The 12,982-nt window shown below is 36.0% G+C and carries 14 protein-coding genes; 1 reads left to right on the top strand and 13 read right to left on the bottom strand.

Annotation, left to right across the window (positions count from 1 at the left end):
• Window positions 1-143: 143 nt before the first annotated feature.
• A complete protein-coding gene (locus BM319_RS21245; RefSeq protein ID WP_025568608.1) occupies window positions 144-764 on the top strand; it encodes a TetR/AcrR family transcriptional regulator in 621 nt (206 codons plus the stop codon).
• Here BM319_RS21245 and BM319_RS21240 read toward each other — a convergent pair.
• The 13 genes from BM319_RS21240 to BM319_RS21180 form a co-directional block, all read right to left on the bottom strand.
• Window positions 761-1,747: a nuclease-related domain-containing protein gene (locus BM319_RS21240; RefSeq protein ID WP_091024586.1), complete on the bottom strand. Its 987-nt coding sequence runs from the start codon at window positions 1,745-1,747 to the stop codon at window positions 761-763. The two genes, BM319_RS21245 and BM319_RS21240, sit on opposite strands and share 4 nt — an antisense overlap.
• Before the next feature lie 604 nt (window positions 1,748-2,351).
• Window positions 2,352-2,753: a F0F1 ATP synthase subunit epsilon gene (locus BM319_RS21235; protein ID WP_025568605.1), complete on the bottom strand. Its 402-nt coding sequence runs from the start codon at window positions 2,751-2,753 to the stop codon at window positions 2,352-2,354.
• Window positions 2,754-2,836: 83 nt separating this feature from the next.
• The gene (gene atpD / locus BM319_RS21230; RefSeq protein WP_025568604.1) at window positions 2,837-4,249 is read right to left on the bottom strand and encodes a F0F1 ATP synthase subunit beta; all 1,413 of its coding nucleotides are present in this window, start codon (window positions 4,247-4,249) and stop codon (window positions 2,837-2,839) included.
• A 63-nt stretch (window positions 4,250-4,312) separates the two neighbouring features.
• On the bottom strand, window positions 4,313-5,167 hold the full coding sequence (gene atpG, locus BM319_RS21225) for an ATP synthase F1 subunit gamma (RefSeq protein WP_025568603.1): 855 nt from the start codon (window positions 5,165-5,167) through the stop codon (window positions 4,313-4,315).
• An 85-nt stretch (window positions 5,168-5,252) separates the two neighbouring features.
• Window positions 5,253-6,761, bottom strand: a complete 1,509-nt coding sequence (atpA, locus tag BM319_RS21220) for a F0F1 ATP synthase subunit alpha (protein WP_025568602.1) — start codon at window positions 6,759-6,761, stop codon at window positions 5,253-5,255.
• A 22-nt stretch (window positions 6,762-6,783) separates the two neighbouring features.
• Window positions 6,784-7,323, bottom strand: coding sequence for a F0F1 ATP synthase subunit delta (locus BM319_RS21215; RefSeq protein ID WP_025568601.1), 540 nt, complete (start codon window positions 7,321-7,323; stop codon window positions 6,784-6,786).
• Window positions 7,320-7,823 (bottom strand): F0F1 ATP synthase subunit B, encoded by a 504-nt coding sequence (gene atpF, locus BM319_RS21210; protein ID WP_029715296.1) that lies wholly within the window; start codon window positions 7,821-7,823, stop codon window positions 7,320-7,322. The genes BM319_RS21215 and atpF overlap by 4 nt, the downstream gene beginning before the upstream one ends.
• 205 nt (window positions 7,824-8,028) lie before the next feature.
• Window positions 8,029-8,244, bottom strand: a complete 216-nt coding sequence (gene atpE, locus BM319_RS21205; protein ID WP_025568599.1) for a F0F1 ATP synthase subunit C — start codon at window positions 8,242-8,244, stop codon at window positions 8,029-8,031.
• Between the two features lie 80 nt (window positions 8,245-8,324).
• Window positions 8,325-8,996, bottom strand: coding sequence for a F0F1 ATP synthase subunit A (gene atpB, locus BM319_RS21200; RefSeq protein WP_439097782.1), 672 nt, complete (start codon window positions 8,994-8,996; stop codon window positions 8,325-8,327).
• Window positions 8,997-9,060: 64 nt separating this feature from the next.
• Complete coding sequence (locus tag BM319_RS21195) at window positions 9,061-9,441, bottom strand: ATP synthase subunit I (protein WP_025568597.1); 381 nt, start codon at window positions 9,439-9,441, stop codon at window positions 9,061-9,063.
• Window positions 9,442-9,445: 4 nt separating this feature from the next.
• Window positions 9,446-9,670 (bottom strand): AtpZ/AtpI family protein, encoded by a 225-nt coding sequence (locus BM319_RS21190; protein WP_025568596.1) that lies wholly within the window; start codon window positions 9,668-9,670, stop codon window positions 9,446-9,448.
• A 262-nt stretch (window positions 9,671-9,932) separates the two neighbouring features.
• The gene (locus BM319_RS21185; protein WP_091024584.1) at window positions 9,933-12,137 is read right to left on the bottom strand and encodes a S8 family serine peptidase; all 2,205 of its coding nucleotides are present in this window, start codon (window positions 12,135-12,137) and stop codon (window positions 9,933-9,935) included.
• Between the two features lie 176 nt (window positions 12,138-12,313).
• Window positions 12,314-12,946, bottom strand: a complete 633-nt coding sequence (locus BM319_RS21180; RefSeq protein ID WP_025568593.1) for an AmiS/UreI family transporter — start codon at window positions 12,944-12,946, stop codon at window positions 12,314-12,316.
• Window positions 12,947-12,982: the final 36 nt, after the last annotated feature.

The following is a 12,982-nucleotide window of genomic DNA, read 5'->3' as shown; positions in this document are numbered from 1 at the left end:
TTGTCGTTTTACTTCTCATAGTTTTTAATTATAATTGATTTATAAACGTACTCAACCGTTAATAATTAAAAAATTGTTGTTTAAGCAACACTCTATCATTAACTGTTTGATTTCTTAAAGTTATTTAATAAAGGAGTTTTAAAATGAGCATAAAAAATAATCTTGACCCTCGTGTCATTCGCACTAGACAACTTTTACAAGATGCATTAATTACGTTACTATCAGATAAAGAATTTGAAGCGATTAGTGTACAAGATATAACTAAAAAAGCAAATGTGAACAGAGCAACCTTTTATAGCCATTACGAAGACAAATACCAAATGATCCGCCAAATCGTTAGAGAAAAACTAGTTGATTTGGACAGCGCCATGAAAAATGTAGATTTTAGTAACTATGACGGAAACCCAAACTCACTCGATGAAATGGCCTTAAAATCCTACTTCCACCTATTCGAACATATCGAAAAAAACAGTTACTTCTACAAAGTCCTACTAAAACGACAAGGACCAAATATTTTTAGAAGAAAACTTTACGAAGTATTATCAACAACGTTCGAAAAAGGCATTGCATTCATACAACCAAAGAAGAATAAATACCTTGTACCAGGTGACCTACTAATAAGCTATATATCAGGCGCAACCCTCAGCGTAATTTCATTTTGGGTTGAAAATGACATGCCATACACAAAAAAACACATGGCAGAATACCTTTTAAAAATCTCAAGAAATGGAGTTTTAACAACAGCGGGATTGGAATTAAACTAAAAAGAGGATTGCTGTGACAACTCGTCTAAATAGTGTGTTTTGTCTTTTTTTGTTCCTGATGATGGTAGGTTTAGTTTACGGAGGAGTCTTGAAGCTGAGTATATTGAAGTTATATGTAGGAATTCGCGAAGTTGGCTATTTTTAATGGTATTTCCAATTAATAAATAAAAATCATATAACGAATGTAAATGAGCATCTTTTGAAACGTTGAAGCATTGCGGGCAATACCAAGAACCCTTAGTTCTGAACATAGAATACAATTTACAGTTGTCACAAATTACGCCAGTCAATAATTCATTTTTAGATATATTGTATTTCTCGAGTATATTTTGATCTAGTAGTTGATTTTGTTTTATTAAGAGCTTTGCTAACTTACGAATTTCTTTAGATGTGAAAATGTTTATATGCAACTTTTTTTCTAATTCCTCAAGTTTTCTGTAGAGTGAATCTGAATGAATAACCGTGTTAGCAATCTGTATTACATTAGATGATGCTTTTATGATCGATTTAGAATTACTTAATACAACCCATGGAATTATTGGGTAATTCATAAACTTATTTTGCTCTAACCAACTTCGAAGTTGCCGTTTTTGCCGCTCAACTTGAATAATTGGGTTCATGAAAGCTTCTTCCTTTCCCTCATTCATTCGAATAAGTTGATTGAAACTTTGATCAAAGTAAAGTATTCCAACTAAATTCTTCACTTCAATAATTAAAATAAAGCTTGGTGAAAGAATTATTGTATCGATTTGAAAAAACCGTTTTTCGTTGTCTAACAATCTTAAATCTTGAATTATAATATACCGTTCTTTATTGAAAAAACTCAAATGATAATCTAGTGATTTTTCACCATGAAACCCCGCTTTAAATTTTGCAAAATCATCCTCTATTCTTAATCTTTGGTTGTGTTCTTTGGGTAATCTTCTAAGTAGAGCTTCAAGTTTCCTAATAGTCAATGGAACAGTTCTTTCTTTCAAAATCATTTAATCACCTCTTTTTTATTTTATGATAAAGTTCGACATAATTTCCGTGTCACCTCCTAATCTTGATTGTGAAAAGTTAAAGTGAATTGGTATCTATTCTTCAGTTTTTTTATATGTTTTAAAGCAATATTGCCTTATTTTAATTAATTTTCTTGAAATATCGTACTAAATCTAGTCAAAATAATAATCTACAAGGAAAATTTTTGATTAATTTTAAATGGTAATGTACTTTATTTGCGATTCTTCTACTTTATATAGCGATTTCCTTATAAATAATTGCTATTTTGCTTTTTTATTTGTGATTCACAAAATTTATTTGCGGTTTACCATTTTTAATTGCTATTTTCAATTTTTAATTGTGATTCTTCAATTTTATTTGCGGTTTTCATAATTTATTTGCGCACTTGTTTGAGTTAATGTCGATACTCATGATTTTATTTACACCGATCAGTTTTTCCTTCACTTAATTAAATTTATTTGCACGCTCAACCTAGTTATTTGCACTTTCATTATCCTTAATTGCACCCATCATCCTACTAACGACCCCACCCAACCCCACTCCCATCCAACAAAAAAAGAGCCCCAAAAAGGGCTCTATTTTTAATTACTTATATTGTGCTACGTTTAAACGGTTCATTGCTTTGTGTAAAGCAAGTTCTGCACGTTTGATATCTGTGTCAGGTCGTCTTTCTTGTAGACGTTTTTCTGCACGTTTTTTTGCTTCTACTGCGCGCTCAACGTCGATTTCAGTTGATGCTTCAGCAGATTGAGCCAATATTGTAACGGCTTCAGGTCGAATTTCAATGAATCCGCCACTAACTGCAACGTAATCAGTTCCAGCTGGTGATTTAATTTTAACAGGTGCTGTTGCTAACGGTGCCACAGTTGAAATGTGTCCAGGTAAAATACCTAGCTCACCGCTAGTTGCTTTCGTGCTAACGAATTCTGTTTCGCCTTCATAAGCCGGTCCATTCGGAGTGACGATACTGACTTTCATTGTCTTCATAGTGAACTCCTCCTGTCTAGCTTCGTGAGCTAATCAAGTTCATTCAAATAGAATGATGAACAAGCCTTTCGATTAGACAATTATTATACTAATGTTTTTGCTTTTTCTACTACTTCTTCAATGCGTCCAACAAGACGGAATGCATCTTCAGGAAGAGTATCATATTTACCTTCTAAGATCTCTTTGAATCCACTAACAGTTTCTTTAACTGGTACGTAAGAACCTTTTTGTCCTGTGAATTGCTCCGCAACGTGGAAGTTTTGAGATAAGAAGAATTGAATACGACGAGCACGAGCTACGACTAATTTATCTTCTTCTGATAACTCATCCATACCTAAGATTGCGATGATATCTTGAAGTTCTCTATAACGTTGTAAAGTTGATTGTACTTGACGAGCTACTTCATAGTGCTCTTCACCAACGATTTCTGGGTTTAATGCACGAGATGTAGATGCTAATGGATCTACCGCTGGGTAAATACCCATCTCAGATAAACGACGCTCTAAGTTAGTTGTTGCATCTAAGTGAGCGAACGCTGTAGCTGGTGCTGGATCCGTATAGTCATCGGCAGGAACGTAAATCGCTTGAATCGAAGTTACAGAACCTTTGTTTGTTGAAGTGATACGCTCTTGTAATTGACCCATTTCAGTAGCAAGAGTTGGTTGGTAACCTACCGCAGAAGGCATACGACCTAATAGGGCAGAAACCTCAGAACCTGCTTGAGTGAAACGGAAGATGTTATCGATGAAGAATAACACGTCTTGTCCTTGCTCATCACGGAAATATTCAGCCATTGTTAAACCAGTTAAGGCAACACGTTGACGTGCACCAGGTGGCTCGTTCATTTGTCCGAATACCATCGCTGTTTTCTTGATAACACCAGAGTCGCTCATTTCGTGGTATAAGTCGTTACCTTCACGAGTACGCTCACCTACACCAGCGAATACTGAGATACCGCCGTGCTCTTGTGCGATGTTGTTAATTAATTCTTGAATTAATACAGTTTTACCTACACCCGCACCACCGAATAGACCGATTTTACCACCTTTGATGTAAGGAGCTAATAAGTCTACTACTTTGATACCAGTTTCAAGGATTTCTACTTTTGTAGTTAATTCTTCAAATTTAGGTGCTTGACGGTGAATTGGGTCGCGACGTACGTCTTCTCCAAGTTCTTCGTCTAAGTCAATGTTATCACCTAACACATTAAATACGCGTCCTAATGTAGCGTCTCCAACTGGAACCGAAATTGGTTTCCCTGTGTTAACTGCTTCCATTCCACGTACTAATCCATCAGTTGAAGCCATTGCAACTGTACGAACAGTATCGTCACCTAAGTGAAGAGCAACTTCTAATGTTAAATCAATGTTTACTTCGTTTGCGTCGCCCGCTTCTTTACGAACACGTAACGCATTATATATTTGTGGTAATTGGCCGTTTTCGAACTTTACGTCTACTACTGGACCTAATACCTGAGTAATAATACCATTGCTCATCGCTTTTCCTCCTAGCATTGTTTCATTAAAAGCCGTTCAATTTATATAGCCGTTGTAAGCAGATTAGCCAAGTGCTGCTGCTCCACCGACGATTTCAGTAATTTCTTGTGTAATTGCTGCTTGACGCGCACGGTTATAGTGAAGAGTAAGCTTACTAATAACTTCTTTCGCATTATCAGTTGCACTTTTCATCGCTGTCATACGTGAAGCGTGTTCACTAGCTTTACTGTCTAATAATGCACCAAAGATTAAGCTTTCTGCATATTGAGGCAGTAACACTTCTAAGATTTCATCATCAGATGGTTCAAATTCGTAATTAGTTGTTGCCTTACCTGTGTCAATATCTGTTAAAGGTAATAGCTTTTTCTCAGTAACTTCTTGAGAAATCTTACTTACGAAATGATTATATGATAAGTAAAGCTCATCAAAAATGCCGTCTGTATACATTTGAACTGTACGATTAGCAAATTTTTGAATATCATCGAATAAAGGTTGATCTGGAAGCCCAAGAACCTCTTCAACGATTGGGTAACCTAAACGCTTAAAGTAGTCACGTCCAACTCGACCTAGTACAATAATTGCAAATTCATCATTTGATTTATGACGCTCTTTAATTGTATTTGTTACCGCACGTAATACGTTACTATTAAATGCACCCGCTAAACCACGGTCAGAAGTGATGACAATGTAACCAGTCTTTTTAACTGGACGAGTTACTAGCATCGGATGTCTACTGTTTACGCCTTTTGCCACGCTACCAACTACCTCTTGCATTTTTTCCATGTAAGGAACGAATTGCTTAGAGTTTTGCTCAGCACGGTTTAATTTCGCAGCAGATACCATCTCCATCGCTTTTGTGATTTGGCTTGTCTTTTTTGTTGAATTAATTTTTGTTTTTATATCGCGTAATGATGCCACAGGTTTTCACCACCTTTTGGTAAACAGTTAAATGAAGGACGAGCTAGAGCCCGATCCTTCAAATCCAGATATTTAAATCGCCTTCTTATTTAGAAGCAATAAAGTTCTTTTTAAAGCTTGTAATTGCAGCGTCAAGGTCAGCTTCGTTTGGTAATTTACCAGTATCACGAATAGCATCTAAAAGACCTTTTGCGTTAACGTCCATCCAAGCTAACATTTCTTCTTCAAAACGAGTAATGTCTTCAACTGCTACGCTGTCTAAGTGACCACGTGTTAACGCATATAAAGAAGTTACTTGTTTTTCTACTTTTAACGGTTTGTGTAAACCTTGTTTAAGGATTTCAACTGTACGAGCACCACGGTTAAGTTTAGCTTGAGTTGCTTTATCTAAGTCAGAACCGAACGCAGCAAATGCTTCAAGCTCACGGAATGACGCTAAGTCAAGACGTAGAGTACCTGCTACTGATTTCATCGCTTTAGTTTGCGCTGAACCACCAACACGTGATACAGAAAGACCTGCATTGATCGCTGGACGTACGCCAGAGAAGAATAAGTCAGACTGTAAGAAGATTTGTCCGTCAGTAATCGAGATTACGTTTGTTGGAATATAAGCTGAGATATCACCAGCTTGTGTTTCGATGAATGGTAATGCAGTTAATGAACCGCCACCTAACTCATCATTTAACTTAGCTGCACGCTCTAATAAGCGAGAGTGTAAGTAGAATACATCCCCTGGATATGCTTCACGACCTGGAGGACGTTTTAATAGTAATGAAAGCTCACGGTAAGCTACCGCTTGTTTTGATAAATCATCGTATACTACTAATACGTGTTTACCATTGTACATAAACTCTTCACCCATCGTTACACCAGCGAAAGGAGCTAAGTATAACATTGGAGCTGGAGATGAAGCAGGTGCAGTTACAACGATTGTGTAATCTAATGCGCCATGCTTACGTAAAGTTTCAACAAGTCCACGAACTGTTGATTCTTTTTGACCGATTGCAACATAGATACAGATCATGTTTTGGTCAGCTTGGTTAAGGATTGTATCGATAGCAACAGCTGTTTTACCAGTTTGACGGTCACCGATGATTAACTCACGTTGTCCACGTCCGATTGGTACAAGAGCGTCGATCGCTTTGATACCTGTTTGTAATGGCTCATGTACTGATTTACGTGCCATTACACCTGGAGCAGCATTTTCAATTGGACGAGATTTTGTCGTTTCGATTGGGCCTAAACCATCAACTGGTAGACCTAATGAGTTTACTACACGTCCTACTAATGCTTCACCAACTGGAACTTGCATGATGCGTCCAGTACGACGAACTTCGTCGCCTTCTTTAATGCCTGTGTAAGGTCCTAAGATGATAATACCTACGTTGTTTTCTTCTAAGTTTTGTGCTAGTCCCATAACGCCGTTAGAGAACTCAACTAGCTCTCCAGACATACATTGGTCAAGACCATGAGCACGAGCGATACCGTCACCAACTTGGATAACTGTACCAACATCACTAACTTCTATTTCAGTTTGGTAATTTTCGATTTGCTTTTTAATCAGCGCACTGATTTCTTCAGCTTTGATGCTCATGCATTTCACCCCTATCTACAAACTATTTTGCGATTAATTCACGTTCAATTCGAACAAGTTTATTTTTTAAACTGCCGTCAAAAATACGGTTTCCAACACGAACTTTATAACCACCAATTAAAGATGGGTCAATTTCGTTTTTCAAACGTATTGAGTTTTTACCTAATTTAGAAGCGAATAACGCTCCAATTTTATCTAGTTCTTCAGAAGACATTTCCGTTACAGAGTAAACTGTTGCATCTGCAATATTACGAGTTTCATTCGCAATTTTTACATATTCAGTTACTAAGTTAGAAATAGTGCTCATTCGCCCACGATCGACTAATAAACATACTAGATTTAATACCGTTTCAGAGATTGAAGCAAACGTGTCATTTAAGACAGACTTTTTGCTTTCTTTTGTGATACCAGGGTGTTGTAAAAACTTATTTAATTCTAAGTTTCCTACATACTCCTTTTTCACAACTTGTAAGTCATGTTCAACAGTTTCTACTAAATTTTGTTCAGTTGCTAATTCAAAAAGAGCGTTTGCGTAGCGTTTTGCAACTAATTCGTTACTCATTTAGCTTCGCCTACTTCTTTAAGATATTGATCAAAAATAGCAGATTGGTCTTCAGACTTCACTTCTTTTTCAAGTACTTTAGAAGCAATTAATACAGATAATGAAGCCACTTGTTGTTGAACTGATTGTACTGCAAGCTCTTTTTCACGTGTAATTTCACGTTTAGCACTTTCTTTCAAGTTTTCAGCTTCTGCTTTTGCTGCTGCAACGATTTCTTCACGTTGTACATCAGCTTGCTTTCTAGCTTTCTCAAGAAGCTCACGAGCTTCAGTTCGAGCAGCAACTAACTCTTGCTTTTGCTCTTCAACTAGTTTCATTGCATCAGCGTTGTTTTTCTCAGCTGAGTCTAATTGATTAGCGATGTGATCTTCACGTTGTTTCATAATTCCCATTACAGGTCCTAATGCATACTTACGTAATAAAGCAAGTAGGATTAAGAAGATTACTAATTGAAACGCTACATCGCCCCAAGGTATACCATGTCCGTTTGCTTCACCGATTACGAATAATGAACCGTTTAACACAAGCCTTCACTCCCTTCGAGGGTATCTTTTAATAATTTTTCTTTTTTATAACAAAGCTTAGGACTCTTACCGACCTTTGCTTTAAATTCAAAATTCAATCTTTACAACAAAAGTGTCATAAAGGAATGGCGAAGTAAATGTGAACACAAACTTCGCCATTTTTTAACTACTTGTATAAATCTTAAGCTTTACCAAATGCCATGAATGCGATAACTACCGCGATGATTGGAAGTGCCTCAACTAATGCAACCCCGATGAACATTAAAGTTTGAAGAGTTGAACGTAATTCTGGTTGACGAGCAACACCTTCTACTGTACGTGATACAATTAAACCGTTACCAATACCTGCACCTAGTGCACCTAAACCTATTGCGATTGCCGCTGCGATTAAAGCCATTTTAAATTTCCTCCTTCTTAATCATAAGAAATATATTTTTTTTTATAATTTTTATCTAACTACCAATTTTAATGAGCAGATTAATGCTCGTCCGCCACTTTATGTGACAAGTAAACCATTGTTAACATTACGAAGATAAACGCTTGGATTGAACCAACGAATACAGAGAATCCCTGCCATACGATCATTGGTATTGCCGCTGCAATTGTCCAAAGAACGCCTTCTCCTGCGCTTGCTGCATAAGCATGTGTACCCATTGTTGCAAGTAAACCTAGTAAGATTTCCCCCGCGTAAATGTTACCGTAAAGTCGAAGACCTAGCGTTAATGTGTTTGCTAATTCCTCAATAATTTTTAATGGGAATAAGAATGGCATTGGTTGGAAGAATGTTTTACCATACGCTCCAAAACCGCGCATCTTAATACCATAATAATGTGATAAACCAACTATAAAGATTGCTAATGATAAAGTAATGACTGGGTCTGATGTAGGTGATTTCCAAACTGAGTTTCCATCAAATGAGATATCGAATGGTAGACCTAACATATTTGAAACAAATATGTACATAAGTAATGTCACACCTAGTGTAAGGAAGCGACCACCAGTTTCCCAATCCATTGTACTGTTGATAATGCCTTTAACGAAATCTATAACCCACTCTAAAAAGTTTTGCTTTCCTGATGGGCGTATTTGTAGACTTCTTGCGCATGTAACTGCGATGATAAAGACGATTACTGCAGCAATGGTAGTCATTAGAACATTTGTTAACGTAAAATCTAAACCAATAAATTTAAAACCATAAGTGCCGTGTTCCAATTTATTCACCTCTCTTCCTTGCAAAAGACGTTTGTTGTAATGCAAAATGTATCATAATGACAAGGTGTCCTGTCATTAGTCCCGCAGTTAGTGCCGGTATGCTCACAAAATTTTCATACCGAAGCGCGATGACCATAGCTAGAGCCACCGCTGAAAGACAAATTACAGTACCTAAAGATCGAACTTTTTGTTGCTTTAAAACTCGGTCAAAGAAGGTATTTATCTTTCTGTGTAGAATCCATATACAATAAAAGCTAGTTACTGTTCCGAGAATATAGCCTGTGAATATTGTTTTATAGTCGGTAAATGCCCAACCTAAAACAGCTAAAGCAATAATATACAACATATCTCGTGTGAATCGTCTAAAATTATCTTTTTGCATGTAACTAGTCCCCTGGTGTGAATTGCTTAACTAATTTAAGCGTGCCGTAGATTCCAGTAAATAATCCTAACAGTAAAAAGATGATCATAAATACTGGTACTGGCCAATTAAAAAATGAATCAATCCATCTTCCTAAAAAGATGCCTATGAGAATAGAACCGACAAGCTGAGCTAGAATGGAAGACATGAGTGCCATTGCTTTAAGAGGATGTTGATTGTTGTTTTTCATACAAAATCCCTCCATGTCAATTTTCATTCTCCAAAAAATTGCCAAAAGTCTTATCATGGTTAATTCTACAACAAATATCTGCTAAAATCTCTAAACATTGAAAACGTTCACAAATTGTTCACAAAACGTTCAAAAAATTTTAATAACATAGTATTTACATACATTGAAAACCCTTTTAAACATTCATGTTAAGCATACAATATGTTACAAAAATGTGTCAATTACCTAAATTAAAAAACTATTAAAAAATACTTACCAATTTTTAGTCTTCAACATAAATTTTAGCGACATTGACGTAAGATTCCGTTGCACTTTCATATTGTTTACGTTTATAAAATATCACAAACTTATAAATTCCACTTTTAGGAAAATCTTTTAAAACTAATTCCTTTTTGATAATCCCCCTCTTACTGTTCTCCTGCTCATCAATTACACCTAACAATCGGAATGTTTCTGATTCAAAAACAGCAATTTTGTATTCCTCAACCTTACTTGGTAAATAGAGTTCATATTTATAGCGATTTTTACCTTTCACTCTTCCAAAGTGAAATCCCATTACTGACGGAAAATTCGGTTCTCCTTGTAATAATAAAAACGGCATTCTTAAATTTTCATCATCATTTGTGCTGAACGTTATTGCCCCATCATAAAATCCATCTCTTAATACTTTCGTATCAACTGTTGCAGTAAGATTAATCTTTTTGCTAGTGTGTGCTGGAATTGTAAAAGGCTTCGGTAATACCCATTGTATTCCTGTGGCTGGCTGATTATTTATAGCCGTAACTTGTTTTGGCATATTTGATTTATTCGATATTCTTACGACAAAATCTTTCTTAATTTGTAAATCGGTTTTTCTAGTTACTCCTAAAGATAAAGACGTAGGGAATAATGTTGTCTCAGTCTCAAGTGCCTTTTCAATATCTAATCTTCCAGCCCCTTGTTCGTACGCATGATACATCTTTTTATTATTCTTATATAATGGTGTTGCTGTATTGACTAGCACACTTTTTAAATCATCCATACTCCAATCTGGGTGCAGTTGTCTTACTAGAGCAGCTGCTCCGGCAACATGTGGACTTGCCATACTCGTTCCTTGAAGCGCTAAATACCCACCCGGAATTGTACTTTTTATTTGTACACCTGGAGCTAATAAATCCGGCTTCATTTGCCAAGTACCTGTTACCGGCCCTCTAGAGCTGAAATCCGCAAGTATATCAACCTTCTTTTCATGTCCAGTCTTAGCTTCCACTTTACTTTTCTCAATGATTTTCTTAATCATTAAGCCTTCTTTTCTTGAGATAGTCGCAGCTGGAACAGTAAATTTCCCTTTAATTTGTCCGATGAAATTTCCATCAATATTATTAAAGACAATAACCGCCTTAGCACCAGCATCTTGAGCATTTTTTACTTTATCAGTGAATGTGATTTTTCCTCTTTCAAGCAAGACAATTTTGTCTTTTACTCTTTTTAAATCACGCTTTTCTCCATATTTCTTAAATACAAATCGCCCATTTAAACCTTTACCCCATTTAGCAGATCCAATCATAGGACTAATAATTGTCTCTTTATTTTTCACGTGGATAGATGGGAAAAGAACAGGTGGATAGCTCGCACCAACTGTTAAAGCCTTTGATGCAGTAGCGGGAGACCCAACAGTCCATAGTCCTGGTCCAGAGTTTCCAGCAGCCGTAATTGCAAGTACACCCTTCTCTACTGCCTTATCTAACGCAATACTTGTCGGCCAGTCTGGTCCGTTGACATCATTTCCTAGCGATAAATTAATAATATCTACTTTATCCTTCACTGCTCGCTCAATTGCAGCCATAACAGTTTCAGATGTACCAACGCCACCAGGGCCAAGAGCACGGTATGCATAGATTGTAGCTTTAGGGGCTACACCTTTTCTTTTTCCATTTGCCGCTATTACACCAGCTACATGGGTACCATGAAATGTGCTTTTTTCTTCAAGTTTAGTCTCCATTGGATCTTTATCTAAATCAATTGTATCGTAACCGCCACCATAATTTGATTTCAAATCAGGATGCCTGTAATCTACACCAGTATCGATTACTCCTACCTTAACGCCTTCACCAGTAATCTTTCTTCCCCTTTGATCCTTATATAATTGAGCTTCGTCCGCTCCAATAAAAGGGATACTATCTTCTAAATGAGCTCTATAAGTTGTAACAAAGTGCATATCATTTACTAACGGCATTTTAGCTAACTGTGATAACTCTTCAAGAGAACCCGATACAGAAAAACCATAATACGTCTCAGTGTATTGTTGTCTTACGGTTACATTAGGGAAACGTTCAGCAATATATTTTATCGCCTGTGTAATCATTCCATCTTTAACCGAAATTAAAGCTACTTGTTTTTGTTGTTCATGTGCATTTACATATACATCTTTAAATGGAAATAGTAAAAAAACTAAACAAATAATTATTTTAAGAAAGTAATTTTTCATTCAATGCAGGTTCTCCTTTTTATAAGATATTTTCTTTTTAGCTTTCTCACTAATCGTTCATTCATGTATAAAAAGGTAATTTTCTCTAGAACCTACAAAGTTTTCAAAAATAAAACAAGACTAACTCTAGGTAAAGCATTAAGCTTACCTAAAAAGTTAGTCTTTTTGTATTATCATTAATTTTTTAATTCAGGTTGGTTAAACAACTGGAATCTTTTATTTGTAACATACGCTTTAATCTCATGTATGACAAAATACAAAATAGAAGCTCCTAAAACTACGATCCATGCATTTGAAATTACCGTCTCCTGCCAAATCCCTAAAAGCATAAAAAATGCAGGAAGAGTAATTGTAGTCCAAGATTGTATCATTGCAACGATTCCAGTGTATCGTTCTATTTTCTTACCTAATACTAGGCCAGCAAAGAATAGATACCATAAATATGCCCACATAACCCATAATAGTCCACTTACAACATCATGAATAATAGCGAAGTTCACGAAAGCCCAAAGTACAGACATGATGGATACCCAAAGTGAGAACCAGCCTAAGCCTGTTCCATTAAAACCTTTAAGATTTGTAAATCCATTATATAAATAAGTAATACCAAAAAAGAAAATACTTGCCGTATTAAATAATTCCCACTTACCAGCACCTAAATGCATTAATAAGTAGATAGGAAAAAGGACTTGTAATGTACCAACAAATAAGTTTAATAAAGCTGCACTTTTTGCATTCGCTTTATTTAATAAAACAAGACTATTTAAAAATAGAGTTGCACCAGATAAAAGTAAACCTACAGCTCCCATAGTGACTTGTTAAAAAGAAAATTGTTAAAAATTCAC

This window comes from Bacillus sp. UNCCL81 (assembly GCF_900112535.1).
In the GTDB taxonomy this organism is placed as follows: domain Bacteria; phylum Bacillota; class Bacilli; order Bacillales; family Bacillaceae_G; genus Gottfriedia; species Gottfriedia luciferensis_B.
Note: the sequence above shows the minus strand (reverse complement) of the source record. Positions and strands in the feature narration are given on the sequence as shown.

Coding starts and splice junctions, on each gene's coding strand:
- BM319_RS21245 (WP_025568608.1), top strand. CDS start 144: ATGAGCATAAAAAATAATCTTGACCCTCGTGTCATTCGCACTAGACAA.
- BM319_RS21240 (WP_091024586.1), bottom strand. CDS start 1,747: ATGATTTTGAAAGAAAGAACTGTTCCATTGACTATTAGGAAACTTGAA.
- BM319_RS21235 (WP_025568605.1), bottom strand. CDS start 2,753: ATGAAGACAATGAAAGTCAGTATCGTCACTCCGAATGGACCGGCTTAT.
- atpD (WP_025568604.1), bottom strand. CDS start 4,249: ATGAGCAATGGTATTATTACTCAGGTATTAGGTCCAGTAGTAGACGTA.
- atpA (WP_025568602.1), bottom strand. CDS start 6,761: ATGAGCATCAAAGCTGAAGAAATCAGTGCGCTGATTAAAAAGCAAATC.
- BM319_RS21215 (WP_025568601.1), bottom strand. CDS start 7,323: ATGAGTAACGAATTAGTTGCAAAACGCTACGCAAACGCTCTTTTTGAA.
- atpE (WP_025568599.1), bottom strand. CDS start 8,244: ATGGCTTTAATCGCAGCGGCAATCGCAATAGGTTTAGGTGCACTAGGT.
- atpB (WP_439097782.1), bottom strand. CDS start 8,996: ATGACTACCATTGCTGCAGTAATCGTCTTTATCATCGCAGTTACATGC.
- BM319_RS21195 (WP_025568597.1), bottom strand. CDS start 9,441: ATGCAAAAAGATAATTTTAGACGATTCACACGAGATATGTTGTATATT.
- BM319_RS21190 (WP_025568596.1), bottom strand. CDS start 9,670: ATGAAAAACAACAATCAACATCCTCTTAAAGCAATGGCACTCATGTCT.
- BM319_RS21185 (WP_091024584.1), bottom strand. CDS start 12,137: ATGAAAAATTACTTTCTTAAAATAATTATTTGTTTAGTTTTTTTACTA.
- BM319_RS21180 (WP_025568593.1), bottom strand. CDS start 12,946: ATGGGAGCTGTAGGTTTACTTTTATCTGGTGCAACTCTATTTTTAAAT.